At 58.7% G+C, this 18,124-nt stretch carries 12 protein-coding genes; 9 read left to right on the top strand and 3 right to left on the bottom strand.

Features of this window, described 5'->3' with window-relative positions; all coding sequences use genetic code 11:
* Positions 1-310: 310 nt before the first annotated feature.
* Entirely contained in the window at positions 311-2,350 is a 2,040-nt protein-coding gene (locus O7A70_RS31365; protein ID WP_337143806.1) for a CocE/NonD family hydrolase, read from the bottom strand.
* 2,152 nt (positions 2,351-4,502) lie between these two features.
* On the opposite strand from O7A70_RS31365, the gene O7A70_RS31355 reads away from it, so the two are divergent.
* The 8 genes from O7A70_RS31355 (at position 4,503) to O7A70_RS31320 (ending at position 13,181) form a co-directional block, all read left to right on the top strand.
* The gene (locus tag O7A70_RS31355) at positions 4,503-5,645 is read left to right on the top strand and encodes an amidohydrolase family protein (RefSeq protein WP_337143805.1); all 1,143 of its coding nucleotides are present in this window, start codon (positions 4,503-4,505) and stop codon (positions 5,643-5,645) included.
* 13 nt (positions 5,646-5,658) lie between these two features.
* Complete coding sequence (locus O7A70_RS31350) at positions 5,659-6,114, top strand: Rieske (2Fe-2S) protein (protein ID WP_337143804.1); 456 nt, start codon at positions 5,659-5,661, stop codon at positions 6,112-6,114.
* A gap of 97 nt (positions 6,115-6,211) precedes the next feature.
* Entirely contained in the window at positions 6,212-7,777 is a 1,566-nt protein-coding gene (locus O7A70_RS31345; RefSeq protein ID WP_337143803.1) for an ABC transporter substrate-binding protein, read from the top strand.
* Positions 7,778-7,938: 161 nt separating this feature from the next.
* The gene (locus O7A70_RS31340) at positions 7,939-8,883 is read left to right on the top strand and encodes an ABC transporter permease (RefSeq protein ID WP_337143802.1); all 945 of its coding nucleotides are present in this window, start codon (positions 7,939-7,941) and stop codon (positions 8,881-8,883) included.
* Positions 8,884-8,887: 4 nt separating this feature from the next.
* Positions 8,888-9,763, top strand: a complete 876-nt coding sequence (locus O7A70_RS31335; RefSeq protein ID WP_337143814.1) for an ABC transporter permease — start codon at positions 8,888-8,890, stop codon at positions 9,761-9,763.
* 3 nt (positions 9,764-9,766) lie between these two features.
* Entirely contained in the window at positions 9,767-10,777 is a 1,011-nt protein-coding gene (locus O7A70_RS31330) for an ABC transporter ATP-binding protein (protein WP_337143801.1), read from the top strand.
* 37 nt (positions 10,778-10,814) lie between these two features.
* Positions 10,815-11,915, top strand: coding sequence for an ABC transporter ATP-binding protein (locus O7A70_RS31325; protein ID WP_337143800.1), 1,101 nt, complete (start codon positions 10,815-10,817; stop codon positions 11,913-11,915).
* A gap of 303 nt (positions 11,916-12,218) precedes the next feature.
* Positions 12,219-13,181: a PLP-dependent cysteine synthase family protein gene (locus O7A70_RS31320; protein ID WP_337143799.1), complete on the top strand. Its 963-nt coding sequence runs from the start codon at positions 12,219-12,221 to the stop codon at positions 13,179-13,181.
* 294 nt (positions 13,182-13,475) lie between these two features.
* On the opposite strand, the gene O7A70_RS31315 is transcribed toward O7A70_RS31320, so the two are convergent.
* Positions 13,476-15,548 (bottom strand): CocE/NonD family hydrolase, encoded by a 2,073-nt coding sequence (locus O7A70_RS31315; protein WP_337143798.1) that lies wholly within the window; start codon positions 15,546-15,548, stop codon positions 13,476-13,478.
* Between the two features lie 1,015 nt (positions 15,549-16,563).
* Between O7A70_RS31315 and O7A70_RS31310 the strand changes: the two genes are divergently transcribed.
* Positions 16,564-17,337: an HpcH/HpaI aldolase family protein gene (locus O7A70_RS31310; RefSeq protein WP_337143797.1), complete on the top strand. Its 774-nt coding sequence runs from the start codon at positions 16,564-16,566 to the stop codon at positions 17,335-17,337.
* A gap of 541 nt (positions 17,338-17,878) precedes the next feature.
* Here O7A70_RS31310 and O7A70_RS31305 read toward each other — a convergent pair.
* Positions 17,879-18,124, bottom strand: a 246-nt coding sequence (locus O7A70_RS31305; RefSeq protein WP_337143796.1) for an aldo/keto reductase, incomplete at its 5' end; no start/stop codon positions are given.

Below are 18,124 nucleotides of genomic sequence, written 5' to 3'. Positions count from 1 at the left end.
GTTGCATCGCGTGCTGTCCGAGAAGTTTGCTGGCCCCCGGTCCATTATCTTGGCACGAGGCCCACGGCCCCCCTGCCGGATGGCGGGTCTTAAGGAATTGTCGACCACTCCACTCCAGCAGAAGTGCTGTCGCGCTCAAGGCCGAAATGGGCTGTCATGAGGCGGCGCCATCGTCTAGATCGCCGGCCTTAACGGCGTAGGCTTGAGTTCTATCACCGGGCTGATTACCTAGCGAGAGGAACCGGCAAGTGCCGGTTGTCTCAGCAATGTCGAAACCGACTCACTCGGGCTGGCTCGGTAGCTACGAGGTCTATTCATGCATGCAACTTGATCGCGGAATGCGATCAAGCCACCTGCGCTGATGAACTTGCTCTCCGTCCAGCGTGGCCGTCAGTTCGTACTCTGTGACGAAGCTGTCGTCCTCCGCGTGCATGGTCCCTTTAGCGGTGATCTCGACGTCCCACCCCGGCCACTGGTACCGGTAGTAATGTTCTGAAGCGCAACGCGCGCTTGCGGGATCGTCCGAACGGATCCAGCACGTTAAGTGACCCCGTTGCTCGTGCCGCAGGTCGTTAGTCAAGGTACCGCTTTGGCGGTTGTCGTTGCCTGTGAGTCGCCACTCCAAGGTTTCCGGGTTGTAGCCTACCACGCGTGGAGTATCGCGCCCGGTCGAGTGGACCGCCCCCGGCAAAGCATCGGCAGGAACTGTCCGCTCGAAATACTCGGGAGGCTCAAATCGAACCGGTTCAGAAAGCGCATCGGCCTCGCGCATTGGCAGCACGAGCGAACAGGCAGTTAGGTCGAGTGCAATCTGGGCTGGGACCGGATGCGGCCATACAATGGGCCAATAGGCGGTAGAGACAGCTAGTCGGATGCGATGCCCAGCTGGGATTTCGCAGCCGATCGCGTCCATCGGCACGGTCACCTCCACGACGGATTCGGGCGCCAGATCGGCGGTTCGGTCCATCCCCTCACACCGCTGCAGATTCAGAAAGCCGCGCGTGACGAGCGTCGATGCGCCGGATGGAGCGACGTCGCACAGCCGCACGATCACGTTGGCCGCCGCACTCTCGGCGTGCACGCGCAGCTTAACGGCTGGCATGCCAAGGAGGGTCACTCCCTGGGTTAAGGGCGCGGTATCGAAACACACCGATCGCCCGTCCTCCTCCCGCTGGTCCGCCGGCAAGTCCGCCGGGCCGTGGCCGGGCATGATGACGCCAGCGTCGATCCCGCAGTGCGCGGGCGTAACAATCGCTACCACGTCCACATCGATGGCGTCCCGGGAGAACATTTCCTTAAAGACAAAGTTCCGAGTGGTAACATTCGGTGATGGCCACGATGGCTCACTCACCCAGCGACCGGAGCGTGTGGCATAGTGGGTCGCGGGTGGTTCGGCATCCTGAATATAGACACGCAGCGACGGGTCCTCCTCGACACCGGTTGGTATGTCCTTGAGGTAACGGTCCCACCAGCGCAACGTCTCCTGTAGCAACCCGATCGCAGGTCCGGGCTGATGCGCCGTATCCGCCCACTGGTGCGACCAGGGGCCAATGATGCTCTTAGCTGGGCTAGACAGATGTTCCACCACGCGGAAGACAGCGTCATCGTAGTGGTCGGCCCAGCCCCCCACAGCGAGCACTGCCGCCTTGATCGCGCCGTAGTCCTCGCAAACGCTTCCGGGCTTCCAGTAGTCATCCCGTACTTGATGCCTTAGCCATGTCGACGTCCACGGCTTCAGCGCGTAGAGACGCTGCAGCCACTGCTCTTTCCAGGCCGCTCCGACGCGGGTCGGATCAGATGGTCGGGCAGTTGCCGCCAGTGCCTGTGTGCCCCAGTCCAAGACGTTCCCTCCCGCCACTGCGCCGCCCAAGAAGCGCTGATCGTTGCGGTAGGGGTCAACGGATGAGCCGGCTGTGACGATCGCCTTCAGCGGCTCCGGCGCGCGAGCCGCAACCTGCAACGCCATGAATCCCGCAAACGAGAGGCCGAACATGCCGACTCGGCCGTTGCACCATGGCTGCTGGGCCAGCCAGTTGACCACCTCAACGCCGTCGGCGATCTGCTGAGCAGTGTACACGTCGCTCATCACACCCTCGGAGTCACCCGTGCCGCGCAAGTCCACCAAGACGGACGCATAGCCGCGGGCGGCATACCACGGATGACGCTCATGGATCGCATCGCCCTTGCGGTAGGGCTCGATCTCAAGTAGGGCCGGCACAGGCTGATCGACCTTAGGGAGCCAAACGCGAGCCGCAAGCCGGACTCCGTCCGAGAGTTCGATCAAAACGTGATCGCGCACTTCGATCTGAGCGGTCACCGTCAGCGTCGCTTCCCGGACAGCATGGTTCATACTTTCCTCCATTCCCGCTTAGTCTTACTGAGTCATTAGTCGGCTGTATGAGTTCGGCCATAATACGGATTAGAGGGCCGTAATTAAGTAGGCCGACCCGATCGGGGTCGCCATCAATGAGAGGTTCTGAGCCTGTACGGATCTCGCGCAGCCTAGCGAAGCCAAGCAAAGACACGTCCGCCATCCCGAACGCTCCTGTTACCGTTTGCGTCAGGGATGTCCTCGCTAATGGTCGAAGCGCTCCAGAAACCCCTCACTCGGGGCCAGAAAGGTTCGATACAAAAGCGGCATCTGAACGTTCTTGAGCGGACGGCGCTCCCAGCAAATCGTCTCTTCCTGAACGTCTTGATGATAAAGTTGCACATTTCCTCGTTCGTACGAAGCGTTTTCCCGTCGAACTGCGCATTCTTTTCTATTTGCAGCAGTTTGTCCCGAAAGTCTACTGCGCACCGAATTTTGCTGTTCTTATTGCAGGTTGCAGAAATCCTGGGTTACTGAAATATACAGTTTATCCCGAAATTGCCTATCACAGGTCGTGCTCGGCGGCTGGTGTACCGCGGCGTGGCGAGGGCCTATCGCGAGCGCGTCCTCAACAGCGCCGTAGCGAGCGAGCAGTCATCGTCATGTTCCCCTAGGGTCAGGTTGCCTCACACCAAGTCCGAAGGAACCACCGATGACCGACGACATGAAGAGCCTGCGCACGCTCGTAGAGAAACCCCGGGCGCCGATCCCGCGGCAGGATCGGCTCGCTGCCGAACGGCGGCCGATGGAGATGGAGGTAGGCGCTCCCACAGACGCGGCTATTGGAGGAGAACCCGCTGTGCACGGCCCAAGCAACGGCTGCCACGACCTCGATTGGGAGAATGCCGGCCGGCACCGTCGGACTGAGCATTCCGAAGCTTTAAGGAAGGGACCCGATTTCTCCTTGCCGCATTGCCTCTCGTAGCCTCAATTAGAATATTACAGTCAAGTCGCATCCCGGCATGATGCCCTCACCTTGAGGGACAAAGCTGACGCATCCACGCGCATGGAACTCGCCGATGCGATCCGGGATCGCTATGCGGCTGCGACGAATGAGGAAAGCGCCGGATCTTGGAAATCCCGACGACGGGGATCACGAGAAGGCGGCCAATCGATCCTGACAACCGCGCCGGAGCCGAGGACGCGGCGGGACCCGGTCAACGCCCTTTGCTCTACGATGAGGCCCACGGGCTGCCATGACTGTGCTGTGGAAGCTTCCGATCGGGCCCATCGTTCTGGAGAAGGCACCTTGGTGCTGGAGACACTGGAGCGGATCCGCGCAAGCCTGCCCGTTGCCTTGCACGTTTGGGATGCGATAACAATAGCGAAATCGTCGACAACAGACTGATCGATTATTGCCTCGATCACGGGATCGGCGCTCACGGCCTTACCGGAAGAACGACCAAGCGTGGCGCCGTTATACGCAGGCTCCTGAGCTATCGGCGTTTTTGAGGGTTTGGCCGCGGCCAGGGAGATCACGCGTCTCTACGCGGCATCCAGGCTGTTAGTGAACTTCTTTCAGCCTCATTCAAACGGTGGCTTGGCAACGGGACGGCGCAAAGGCCATTGGGAGGATGGCACCGTGTCTTGATCCGACCGGATCAGACGGCACTTGAGCTTCCCGTGGAGTTCCAGGCCCGCTGCCCGGGGCGATACACCCTCCGTTTTATACGTCGCAGAAATGAGTAAGGGGTGCTCGGTGTGGAGGTGGGCACGTCGGCGGCCAGCCGATCGGGACCGAGTTCTTCTGCGAAAGCGGACACGACGCGGCATCAAGCTGGTCGTCTCGATGTCCAAAGGGATCAAGGCGACGGTTTCCAAGGTTCTGTGCGCGATCTGGCAACACGGCGGGCTGACGCCCGCTTTGTGGGATGGGCTGAGGGAGTCAACAAGAGGCGGAATACTAGGAATTTAGGCAAGCGTATTGAAGGATCATCCTGCCAACGTCGCTTCTGGATGAAGCTACCTGTGCCCGCCTTGCCCGAAGCAGACTTTGTATCGACGGGAAACATTGTCCCGTGTGATGGCCAACTTCGGGGCAAACTGTATATTTAAAAGAGCCGGCGAACCTGCCATCGTCCGCCACCAGATCACTCGCGGAGTGGGCTTAATGCTCCTGCTGGATAAATGATTGGAGGAAAAAATGAATTCTGCGCAAGGCAAGGGTCTTCGGAAGAAGCTCACAATTGTGGACACCGACGTCCATCACTGCTACCGGGAAAAATCGGAGCTTTTCCCATATCTTACCAAGTTCAATGCCGAGCGTTTTGCTGATTGGGGCTTCGGTGGCTTGGAGAGCGATCCCTACGCCTCTAGCGGAGGAGTTCTCGGCATCCGGGGTGATTTTGAAGCGGAAGGCTCTGGAGAGATAAAAGGCAGTAACGGCAACGCTCAGAGTTGCAGTAAGCGGTTGCTCGACGCATATGGTATCGATTTGGGCATCCTCACTGGTGGGCCTGCGCAAACGGCGAGCGCACTAGCCGACGTAGATTATGGGAGTGCTCTGTGCCGTGCATTCAACGACTACTCGATGGAGCATTGGATCGCAAAGGATCCAAGGTTTAGGCTCAATCTCGCGATCAACTCACAGGATCCATTGGGGGCGGCAGCTGAGATCGATAGGCTCGGGTCACATCCTGCTGTTTGTGGGATCATGCTCAGTTGTGGGGCACCTCGGCCCTTTGGCCAGCGCTTTTATCATCCGATTTACGAGGCATGCGCCCGGCACGGACTGGCGGTTACGATGCACTTCGGTTCAGAGGGGTCGGGCATCAACCCGCCGCCCTCGCCTGCCGGATGGCCAAGCTACTACATAGAAATGCGGCTGCTGCGTCCGCCATCCTATGCCGTGCACCTGGCAAGCTTCATTTTCGAGGGTGTGTTCGAAAAATTCCCGACCTTGAAAGTGGCCATGGTGGAAAGCGGATTTGCCTGGGCGGTGCCCTTGATGTGGAAGATGGATCTCGACTGGAAAGGGCTTCGTCGACTGACTCCGTGGGTCAAAAGATTGCCAAGCGAGTACCTGATGGACCATGTGCGTTTTGGGACCCAGCCATTGGATGAGCCCGCCGATCCGGAAGCGATAAAGCACATTATTAACTGGATCGATGGCTCTCGAACGCTGATGTTTGCGAGTGACTTCCCGCACTGGGATGCGGATGATCCGATGATGACGCTGTCCGACCAGCCAGAGGATTTGCGGCGACGCATCTTCGCGGAAAACGCCATCGAAACTTACAAACTGTCGCTGCCAGCGATCTCTCAGGCCGCATAGGGAGCAGGCACCGGTGCCCAAGAAATATGAAGTTTGTTATGCAGACGAAATTCCGGTAGGCGGGCGACGCATTGTCGATATTGCAGGGCGGAGTGTTGGGATTTTCAACGTCGACAACGAATACTATGCCGTTCGCAACAGTTGCCCCCATAAAGGCGCGCCCCTGTGTAGGGGAGTTATCGACGGAATGGTCACTGGGACAGTGCCGGGCCAGTTTGAGTACGAGCAAGAGGGGGAAATAATTCGATGTCCGTGGCATGGCTGGGAGTTTGCGATCAAAACGGGCCAGTCCGTGTTCAACCCGCACAAGGTTTGGGTGCGCGGCTATCCAGTGAGCGTGGAGGTAAAGACAGCAACCTGCGCCGGCGAGCCGGCTAGCACGGATGAAGATCCGTCGGTCGACACCTACCGTGTGTCTGTGGAGGAGACCAACGGTGATCCTCGACCTGCGCTCTACATACACCTTTAAGCACACCTTGTAGACCGGCTCTGGTCGTGGTCGTGCTCCATAGCGATCACGACCAGTCCAACATAGCTATAACAAAAGAAGAGGAGGAACTACTATCATGACCAAGTTTTGCATGAGCCGCCGTCAGGTGGTGGGCAATGCAGCAGCATTAGCGTCCCTTGCCGCCTTGGGTATACATCCGAACAGCGTGTTGGGTGCTGAAAACGATATCCTTAAGGTTAGGTTGGATGGCGACATTAAGGTCCTCGATCCGGGTTACGACAATGCTATAGCGGAGGGAAACGTCTTGTACATGTGCATGCCGCGCCTGGCAGTGTCGGAGAAGCAGGCGGACGGTACCTGGAGCTGGAAACCATCAGAATACGTCGAGAGCATACGACAGGACGACGCGACCCACATCTCCTTCACCTTAAGAAAAGGCATGATGTGGAGCAACGATGCCGGAGAGATCACCGCTGACGACGTGAAGTTCTCGCTCGAACGCATGCTGCAATCGGATTGGAGTGCATCCTGGCCGACCCTCGACCATGTCGACGTCAAGGACAAGTACAACGGGACGATCGTCTTGAAATCACCGTTTGTCGCAGCCATGCTAATTGGCGTGGCGTCTGTAGCTGGCACAATTATCCCCAAATCTCTGGTCGAAAAGATGAATGACCAGAAATATTCCGTGCCTTTGCCTGCCCAATGTGGACCCTACGCAATGGTGGAGTGGACACCAAGGCAGAAGGCTGTCCTCAAGGTGAACCCCAACTGGTGGGGGGCCAAGCCATTCTTTAATGAAATTCACCTCGTTCAGGTCACGGATGCCAAGGCGGCCGAACTCGCGCTCGAAACGGGCGAACTTGATGTGACCCTCGTGGCTCCGGACACAGCCTTGCGTTACACGCAAGCCTCACCGCCGCATGTCAAGCTGATCAATCAGCCGGGTCCCAAGTTTACCTGGATGGGAATGAATACGCAGAACCCGAAACTCGCCGACGTGCGCGTGCGCAAGGCGATCCAACGCGCGATCGATCCTGACGCAATCCTCCAGGGCGCATATGCTGGCCTCTGCCCCCGTGCCTATGGCGTGGTGCCAGTCGGCGTGCTTGGACACCGCGAGAAGTCGAATTATTCTTTCAATCCTGAGGAAGCGAAGTCACTGTTGCAAGAAGCCGGGGTGTCGGGTCTGACGTTGGACATCAAGACTCCAGCGGACGATGCCGCGCAAGTCGCCGCCTGCCAAATCATACAGTCCAACCTCGGTGACGTTGGAATAAACGTGACGGTCACTCCGGTCGATGCCGGAACGTTCTGGGACCTGGGCCAAGAATCCAAGGGCGATGCTTGGAAGACGCTCGAACTCTACGTCATACAGTATAGTACGGCTCCCGACCCCGCCGACGCGACCTCCTCTTTCAGAAAGAAGATGATCGGGGCCTGGAATTGGGAGCGGTGGTCCGATCCTGAATATGAGGAGTTGGCTGACAAGGGTATGGCTGAGTCCGACAGCAAGAAGCGTGCGGTAATCTATGTCCGCATGCAGGAGATCATGGAGAATAGCGGCGCCTATTTCTGGATCACTTTCAGACCTGTCTTTTATGGCTACAGAGACAGGATCGCCCCGCCCGCAGTAGATCCAAACGGCTGGCTGCGGCCCCAACTTTTCGTAAAGGCGTGACGGACTCCTCTGAAATATAGGTGAAATATAGGCGCAAAAACCTGGTCCGGGCCGCAAGCTTCGAAGTAGCCCGGGACCAGAGCCGAGACCGAAAATCCTAGTCGGACGCTTCGTGATCTTGCGGCGACGTGGAGAACAACTACTCTTTTAGGAGGACAGGCATGCTGGTCTACGCCGTGCAGCGGATTGGGTTATCAATTTTGATTTGCCTCACCTCCATGTGCTTGATGTTTGGAGCTCTCCACGCTATTCCCGGTGATCCGGCGACGATCATGCTTGGACCTCGCGCCACCCCCGAGATGATCGATCGGATGAATCACGAATTGGGTCGTGACAAGCCCCTGTTCTTCCAGTTCACGTCGCTGGTCGGAAATGTCATCAGGGGCGATTTCGGCAACGACATTTTGAGCAAGCGCCCAGTGGCGCAGGAAATTCTGGAGAACCTGCCAAACACTCTGGTGCTAATCGGGGTGGGGCTGGGCTGGGCGGCACTGCTTGGTATCCCGCTCGGCTGCTATTCGGCGCTGAAACGAGGGACTTGGATTGATCGGCTGACAGGCATTCTCTCAGTGGGTACAATCTCAATCCCCTCGTTTGTTGTCGCCATCTACGCGCTCCTGCTATTCTCACTCCAACTCGGCTGGTTCCCTGTTATCGGCGCTGGCGAACAAGGCGATATAGGCAATCAGCTCTGGCATCTTGTCCTGCCGAGCTTTGCGGTTGGTCTTGGCTGGGTAGGTTATCTTGCGAGGATCGTTCGCTCTTCCATGCTGGAAGTAATTGGCGAGAACCATATTCGCACCGCGCGTGCGTTCGGCCTGCCGGAATCGAAGATTGTTCTGCATTACGCTCTCCGCATTGCTATCCTTCCCACAGTTACGCTGCTGAGTCTCGGAATCGGCGGAATGCTCTCCAGCGCCGTCTTCGCGGAAAGCATTTTTGCGCGGCCTGGGATTGGAACGCTGATCGTCGAGGCCGCCAAGGTTCGAAACTACCCCGTGGTGCAAGGCGCCGTGCTCTCCACCGTGGGCTTGTTTGCCTTGGCTATGCCCATTTCCGACCTCATCATTGCTTGGCTTGATCCCCGTGTCCGCTCTAGCTACTGACCCAATCATCGATGTCAGCGCTGGGCCTGCAGCGCCTGGCTTCTCCGCTGACATATTCCGCCGGCTACGACGTGACCCGTTGGGCCTGTTGGGGTTGATCCTGGTTGTTACGGCCCTGATGTGCGCGCTCACGGCTCCCTGGATCACCCCGTACGACCCGTTTAAGATACACGTCATGGAGCGTTTTCAGGCTCCATCACTAGTCCATATCCTTGGCACGGACGGCCTGGGTCGGGACGTCTTGAGCCGCGTCATAGCCGGCAGCCGGATCGCGCTCGGCGTTGGAGTCTTCTCAATTGCGGTGGCTCTAATCTTTGGATTGACACTAGGACTGATCGCCGGCTACGGGCCACGGTGGCTCGACAACTGCCTGCTCCTGCTGTTCGATTCACTTTTTTCGTTCCCGACGGTGATGTTGGGCTTGACCCTCGTAACGCTATTCGGGCCCAGTCTGGCGACTCTGGTTTCCGTCGTTGTGATAATCCAGACGCCTGGTTATGCCCGGCTCATTCGAACGGCGACGCTCTCAACCAAGAACTCGGAATACGTGCTCGCCATTCGCTCCCTCGGCAGCTCGCGTGGGCGCATCCTCCTGGTCCATATTCTGCCCAACATCATCGGTCCCATTCTGATCATGGCCAGCATGGACATCCCCGCGGTGATCGCGCTGGAAGCAGGACTGACGTATCTCGGGATGGGGCTCCCCCCACCCGCGCCCAGCTGGGGCCGGATTCTGCAGGAAGGCTTCGACAGCATTCGAAATGCCCCTTGGATTGTCCTTGGGGGGGGGGTTCCGCTGATCTTCACCACGCTCGGCTTTACGTTTCTTGGTGAGGCCCTACGCGATCTCCTCGATCCCAAGCTTCGCAGGCTCGTCTGAATCATGGTAGCGACTACGCAACATCAAGGGCATCCCCAGCATGTCTTAAGCGTGCGCGATCTGAGCGTGTGCTTTCACTCACCGAGAGGACCTGTCTCAGTGCTACGGAATGTTTGCGTCGACGTACCTCGCGGCAGCATTGTAGGTGTGGTCGGCGAGAGCGGCTCGGGGAAGTCGACGTTGGCTTTGGCGGTGATGCGCCTGATGTCGAACAACGCGGAGATCAAAAGTGGCAGCGTTCAGTTCGCGGGACGAGAGCTACTGTCTTTACCAGTGGCGGAGATGCAGCGGCTCAGGGGCGATCGCCTTACGATGGTGTTTCAAGACCCGATGACCTCTCTCAATCCGGTCCGTTCCATCGGCAATCAAATGATGGATATACAATATCGCAACCGACAGCAGTCGCGAGCTGACAAGCGACGCAAGGCGACGAACATGCTCCGCCGAGTCGGCATTCCCGACGCGGAGCGACAGTTGGCGCGGCATCCCCATCAATTCTCCGGCGGGATGCGTCAACGGATTGCTATCGCCATGGCAATCCTGGAGCAGCCCGAGCTGCTGATCTGCGACGAGCCTACGACTGCACTTGATGTGAGCTTGGAGGCGCAGATCATCGAACTCCTGCGCGAGCTACGTGGGGAATTCAACGGCTCAATACTGTTTATTTCTCACCACCTTGGGGTCATCGCCGAGCTCTGCGACTATGTCGTCGTGCTCTACGCTGGCGAAGTGGTCGAGCAAGGCCCGATCGGCGATATCTTCCATCGACCTCAACATCCCTACACCCAAGCGTTGTTAGAGTGTGATCCCGCCCGCATTGAGGAAGTCCGACGCGAGCTGCCGACCATCCCGGGTGACGTGCCGAACCTGCTAAGTATCCCAGCCGGGTGCATCTTCACGCCTCGCTGCCCTAGGGTCTTTGATCGCTGCCGGGTCGAGCACCCGGCCGACTGGGCGGTCGCCCAAGCCCACTCGGCGCGCTGCCATCTACTCGGGGAGGCGGACCGTGGCTGAGTTAATAACCGCTCCCACTCCGGTGACTCGCCACGCAATGAGTACCATCTCTGGGCCGCTGCTGGAGGTTGAGTATCTCTGCGTGCGCTATCCGCTGATGGGACCGGTGATGGCTAAACTTCGCGGTGTCGGCAACCGCTACCTCGATGCGGTGCTCGACGTGTCGTTCGCGATCAGGCGCGGGACGACGCTGGCCCTCGTGGGCGAGAGCGGCTCTGGCAAGAGCACGCTCGGCCGGGCCATCGTCGGTCTCCAGCCAATAGGCGCCGGAACGGTGCGGTTCGAAGGTAAGGAGCCGCTCAAGAGAGTGCCATCCGGGGAAAAAGCCTATCACCGCGATGTCGCGATGATGTTCCAGGATCCAATCTCGAGCCTCAGTCCTCGGCGCACCGTGCGGGCCCTCATCACGGAGCCCTTCGTAGTACACGGCCTCCGCGATAAGGACCTTGAGGCGGAGGCGCGGCGTCTACTTGCCCTTGTCGGCCTGCCACCGGATTTCGCCGGTCGATATCCGCACCAGCTCTCGGGCGGCCAAGCGCGGCGCGTCGGAGTGGCCCGGGCGGTTGCCCTTTCGCCCAAGCTCATCGTCGCCGACGAGCCGACCGCCGGCCTCGATGTCTCGGTCCAGGGCGAAATCCTGAACTTGATGAGCCGTCTCCAGCACCAGCTAGGACTCACATATCTCATCATTACCCACAACTTGGCGGTGGTGCGCCACGTGAGCGACGAGACTGCAGTCATGTACATGGGACGCTTCATCGAGCACGGTCCGACTCGGGAGGTCTTCACCCGCCCGGTGCACCCCTACACCGCCGGCCTGCTGACCGCCCAACCCCATCCGGATCCCAACAAACGGCGCATTCAAGCAGAGCTTATGGGAGAAGTGCCCAGCATGGCTCATCGTCCGTCCGGCTGCGAATTCCACACTCGGTGTCCTCGTGCCCAGGATATCTGCCGAGGAACGAGGCCCGATGTGCGCTTCTTCGACCCCGACCACTCCCATCGCTGCCATTTCCCGCTGGATATACACCCAGTCGTGAAAGCAAGGGCCGCCGCTAGACATCGCATTCAGCGGAGTGAGTCACCGGAACTGGATATTGTCGCGGACCCCGGACAGCGTGCGCACGGCAAAAGGTGAACTGGGCCCCTAATTCGAACCAAATTTTGTCAACCGCATCAGTGCAACTGGTCAGAGGAAAGCAGCAAGAAGGTTCTTGCCTCAAGCCGTCCGGGACCGGGTGCGGTAGAGCGAAGGCGGAGAGCTCCATGAAAACCCTGAAAACGGGGAAGGTCTCTCCTAGAAGCATGCAGTGGATGCCCGCAAGACCATCGGCATCTTTACCGTTTACAACACGACGCGTGTGCATTCGCCCTGAGCTTTCCAGCTGTTCTCCACGTGAATGCTTCTCATGGCGGTCGGAACAACAAGGAGGCTAAGTGGATGAACAAGGTCTACGACTCGGTCGTCGGAGCAATCGGCAGTACGCCGCTTGTGAAGTTGGATCGCCTCACGCGGATGCACGGGGTGGACGGCACGATCATCGCAAAGCTTGACTACCTCAACCCGGGCTTCTCCAAAAAGGACCGTGCTGCACTCGGAATAATCGAAGAAGCCGAATCGCAGGGAACTCTGAGCCCTGGGCAGACCGTAGTCGAGCTTACGTCTGGAAATATGGGAACTGGCCTCGCAATCGTTTGCGCCATCAAGGGCTACCCGTTCGTTGCCGTTATGTCGAAAGGAAATTCTGAAGAGCGCGCCAGGATGATGTGTGCGCTCGGCGCTGAAGTGGTTCTTGTTGACCAACTTCCCGGCTCGTGGCCCGGCCAAGTCTCGGGGGGTGACCTCGAACTCGTAAACGAGAAAGCCGTCCGCATTACGATTGAACGAGGAGCATTTAGGGCAGATCAATTCTTTCGCGACGGCAACTGGCGCGCCCATTATAATCACACAGGTCGTGAACTTTGGGAACAGACCGGTGGCTGTCTCGACGCTTTCGTCGATTTCTTGGGATCCGGCGGCACGTACGCCGGTGTAACGAAATCACTCAAAGAGCGAAATCCTAAAATTAGGTGTTTCATCGTGGAGCCGGTTGGCGCCGCAGCAGTCGCGGGACACGAGATTACCCAGCCAGAGCACCCCATCCAAGGTGGTGGATACGTTGTGCCAAATTTAGCCTTTCTGGAAGGCACGCCAATCGATGGCTATTTGCAGGTGAGCGGCTGCGAAGCGAAGCTGGTCGCCAGGGAGCTCGCACGGTTTGAGGGCATCTTCGCCGGATACTCCTCAGGCGCAAACGTCGCTGCGGCTCTCCAACTCCTGAAGAGCGACCTTCGAGGGAAAGCCGTCGCTGTGATGATTTGTGATACCGGCCTGAAGTATCTTTCCACAGACTTGTGGAGCTAGGCTCAGGACCTATTAATTTCGTTCGAGATTCACGGTCTCCATTGAAGGAGGCCGTTATGGGTGATTTGTTTCTGCTGAGCGAGCGCCAGATGGCGCGGATTTCGCGCATTTTCCACTGTCGCCGGTTTTAAATACACAGTTCGGCCCGCCGACTCCTTTGACCCCTGCCGCGAACTGCAAAAAAAAGCGACGGCTCCCGTCACACGTTTCCGTGCCTCGCCCTTCCTTGGCTCGGGCCTGCTAAGCGGCCCCCGTGCTCCTAGGTCGTCGGCACGGCAGCGTGTGTGGACCATGTCATGCCTTTCCTCCGCTTGAACGCGGAAAGCGATCATGCCACCTGCGCTGATGAACCTGCTCTCCGTCCAGCGTGGCCGTCAGTTCGTATTCAGTGACGAAATCGTCGTCCTCGACGTGCATGGTCCCTGTGGCGCTGATCTCTACGTCCCACCCCGTTCGTCCGTATCGAAAGTGGTACTCTGAAGCGCAACGTGCACTTACCGGATCGTCCGAACGGATCGAGCAGGAGAACTGATTCCGACTCTCGGTCTCCAGACCGTCGGGATAGCGGCTTCGGGTGCCGCCCCCGCCGATGTTGGAGCCGAGGGTAAGCCGCCACTCCGCAGTTTCCGGCATGTAGTGAACCTGGCGTTCGGAACCCGGCTCGGTCGGATTGCGGGGCTGGACGACAACCGGCACAGCATCGGCGGGGACAGGCGGCTCGAAATGCTCGGGCGGCTCGAACCGGGCCGGCTCAGACGGCGCGTCTGAACTGCGCACCGGCAGCACGAGCGCACCGCCAGCCGGGTCGAGCGCAACCTGCACTGCCACCGGATGCGGCCACACAATGGGCCAATAGGCCGTGGAGATAGCCAGCCGTAGGCGATGCCCGGCAGGAATCTCGCAGCAGACCGCATCCATCGGCACGGTCACCTCCACCACGGATCCGGGCGGCAGATCGACGGTTTTGTCCATTCCCTCATGGCGCTGCAAATTCAAAAAGCCGCGGGTCACGAGCGTTGAGGCGCCGTCCGGCGCAACGTCACACAAACGCACAATCAGATTGACCGCTGCCCTGTCGGCATGCACGCGCAGCTTCGCGGCTGGCTTGCCAAGCATGGTGACAGCTTGAGTAAAGGGCGCGGTGTCGAAGCACACCGAGCGGCCGTCCTCCTCCCGCTGGTCCGCCGGCAAGTTCGCCGGGTCTCCGCGGGGCATGACGACGCCTGCGTCGATCCCGCAGTGCTGCGGTGTATCAACTGGTACCAAGTCTACACCGATGGCTTCGCGGCAGAACATCTCGTCAAGGCCAAAGTTGCGCGTGGTGACATTCGGTGACGGCCACGACGGCTCACTCACCCAACGACCGGGGCGTGCGGCATAGTCGGTCGCGGGCGGGACCGCGTCCTGGACATAGACACGCAGCGCCGGGTCCTTCTCAACACCGGTTGGGATGTCCTTGAGGTAGTGGTCCCACCAGCGCAATGTCTCCTGTAGAAACCCGATCGCCGGTCCGGGGTTGTGCGCCACGTCCGGGTACTGGTGCGACCAAGGTCCAACTATGCCCTTGACTGGGCAGGACAGTCGCTCCTGCAGCCGGAAGACGGCGTCGCGGTAGAGGTCGGCCAAACCGCACACCGCGAGGACTGCCGCCTTGATTGCGCCGTAGTCCTCGCAGACACTTCCGGGCATCCAGTAGTCATCGCGCGTCTGATGGCTCAGCCAGGTGGACGTCCACGGCTCGAGCGCGTGCAGACGCTGCAGCCACTGGTCCTTCCAGGACGCTCCGACACGAGTCGGATCGGGCGGCCGGGCAGTCGCCGCCACTGACCACGTACCCCAGTCGATGACGTTCCCTCCGGCCAATGCGCCGCCCAGGAACCGCTGATCGTTGCCATAGAGGTCAACGGAAGAGCCGACCGTAACGATGGCCTTCAGTGGCTCCGGCGCGAGCGCGGCCACCTGCAACGCGATGAATCCACCAAACGAGAGGCCGAACATGCCAACTCGGCCGTTGCACCACGGTTGCCTGGCCAACCAGTTGACCAGCTCAACTCCGTCGGCGATCTGGCGCGCGGTGTACACGTCGGTCATCAGCCCCTCGGAGTCACCCGTGCCGCGCAAGTCAACCCGGACCGACGCATAGCCGCGGGTGGCATACCACGGATGACGCCGCGCATCACGCGCAGCGGTGTGGTCGCCCTTACGGTAGGGTAGCAACTCAAGCAGAGCCGGGACGGGCTCATCGAGCTTCGGGAGCCAAATGCGAGCCGAAAGCCGGACGCCATCCGAGAGTTCGATCAGAACGTGATCGCGCACTTCGACCTCAGCAGCCGCGATCAACGTCCCGTCCCGGACAACATCGTTCATAGTTATCTCCCAATTCACGCTTAGTCAGCTGCCGTGAGTTCGACCATGATGCGGATTATAGCGCAGTAATTGAGCGGCCGGATCCAGAGATAGTCGTCACGAGACATTCTGAGGCCTGTACGAATGCTCGCGTAAGCCTTACAGAGCAATAGATACATCCGGTCCTCCTACCCCGAACGCTCCCGTTACATTTGCGAGAGAGGATGCACTCGCTAATGCTGGACCGCTCCAGAACCCGTCGCTCGGGGCCAGGAATGTTCCACGCGGGGTTTATACATTCTACGAATGTCCCCCAAAAGAATCGTCGTTTGCTGAACGCCCGCAATGGTGAAGTTGCGCTTTTCCAGGTCTTCGTACGAAGCGGGTTCCCATTTGGCGCGGACCGCTGTCCTATTGGTTGTCGTTCATAAAGGGCTTTAATGCGCACTCAGTGAGTTGTTGTCGCGGGGACGATGCCACCTTTCTCCACCTACTGAAATATACAGTTTGACCACAAGTTGGTTATCACACATGGCTGGGCGCCCATTCGAGACTCCGGTCGGATGTGCGCAGGTTGACTCCGCGCGACTTGGTCACTCCGGTTCATCAGGCACGCCCCGCAGTCGTCTGGCTTCTCCATTGTACTTGGCCCCGTCCGAACAATTCGACCGAAGTAATCTCGCGTCTGATACACCGAAAAAAGGGCGGCCCCGAAGATTGGCTTTGACTATACCCCTTAATCACCGGCCGATTCGCCTGGCAGGTAGGGAAAAAATCGGATGCTTACGACTAAGGACAAGGCGTCCGATCGAGGTGTGTGATGACTAACTTGTGGGCAAACTGTATATTTCAGGAAGCCGAGAAACCTGCCACCGTTCTACAGGAAAAAGACACCTGGGCACGCTGGGCTTTTATGGCTCTTTTGAGCTCTAAAGGTAAGCTCCGCGCCGCGCTTCAAAAAGGAGGGGGCTCGGATCAAGGCGGCATGCGGGTGACGGATTCCATTACGGCTCAGAGCACTTAAAGGATTGGGAAAATGAGAAGACGTGCGTTCCCTGAAACCATCAGGTCGGGACAACCTCAAATTGGAGCCTGGATGCAGATTCCACATATCATCGTGGCAGAGACGCTGGCCCAATCAAACTTAGACTTTCTTGTGGTCGACGGGGAGCATGGACCCATTCCACCCAATTCACTTTTAGATATTCTTCCCGCGACAGAACGCTATGGTATGCCGGTGGTGTATCGAGTCGCTTGGAACAGGATAGAACTTATCAAAGCGGCGCTAGATCATGGTGCGAACGCCGTTATGGTGCCAATGGTAAACTCGGGTCTTGAGGCCATTGATGCTGTCTCGTCCGCAAAGTATCCGCCTGCGGGAAAGCGCGGAGCTGGGGCATGGAGAGCATCGAACTATTACCAAAAGGATGCGGAGTATCGAAAGGATGCGAGCTCTAGCCTGGGTGTGATACTCCAGATTGAGACTCGAGAGGCTCTCAATAACTTGGATGACATAGCTTCAACCCCTGGTGTTGACGCGCTTTTCATCGGTCCGGCAGACCTCGCCCTTTCCTTGGACTTGGAACCAGGAAAGCTCACGCCTCAACTGATCGAGGCCTGTCGGTCCGTTGCGGGTGCCGCTAAGAAGTACGGTATAGCATCGGGTATTGATCTGGCCTCGATGGAAGATCTGAGGCAAATCCAAGAGATTGGCCTTACCTTTTTCACTTACGGTACGGACTCTGGTTTGCTGTTAGAGGGCGGACGCGCCATAGCAAAAGACTTTCACGAGACGTCTATGGATAAATAACCGTCCAATTTACCCGTCGGAATTGCGGTACATGGAGATGTGTTGGTGACCGGGCCACCACACCGACAGCAGCGTTCTTAGGCTGCTTAATTGCGCGAACGGAGCAGACGTCGGCTGCTTTGGATTGGGCCTCCTCACCGACCGGCAACGAACCATGGCGTCGTCGGTTCCGATGCTGGGGATCGTAGTGTTAGACATCGATTCCGGGCGCTTCAGTCTTCCGCATCGTGTCAGCGATATTGCGGGTAGGCCGGGGCCAAACCCCAGCAGCCCTTTCTCGACGCGGCGAGGATCGCCTGCAGTTCCTCGGAGGTTGCGCAGCTTCCCGGTCCGGACTTCATGGGCGAACGCTCGCGCAGTCTCACCACACCATCGCCGCAAGAACGCAGGAAGGCGCGCACATTCGGCGATTTGTACGCTCGGTGCGAAACACGACGAAGAGCTCCATGAACGAAAGGCTACACTCTTCTTTTCGGAGCCAAAGAGGTTGATTAAGAATGTATCGCATCGTTCTTCCTCGCCGCCGAGCCAATCACCTGGGTTAAAGTCCTAAAACTGGATGTGGCACGTATGGCGCCTCGAGTAATTGGACCTCATCTTCGGATAGTTTCACGCCGACGGCCTCGAACGCGTCCTCGAGATGCTGCGGCTTCGTCACACCGACGACGGGCGCAGTCACCACCGGCTTTGAAAGCAGCCACGCCAGGGCAAGTTGTGCATGAGGGAGGCCCCGCGTTTGCGATAGCGACGTAAGACGGTCGACGACTATCTTGTCCACTTCCTGGGT

Origin of the sequence: Mesorhizobium sp. Cs1299R1N1, assembly GCF_037179655.1 — a bacterium.
Classification (GTDB): domain Bacteria; phylum Pseudomonadota; class Alphaproteobacteria; order Rhizobiales; family Rhizobiaceae; genus Mesorhizobium; species Mesorhizobium salmacidum.
The sequence above is the reverse complement of the archived record's forward strand: the minus strand, read 5'-3'. Positions and strand labels throughout refer to the sequence as shown.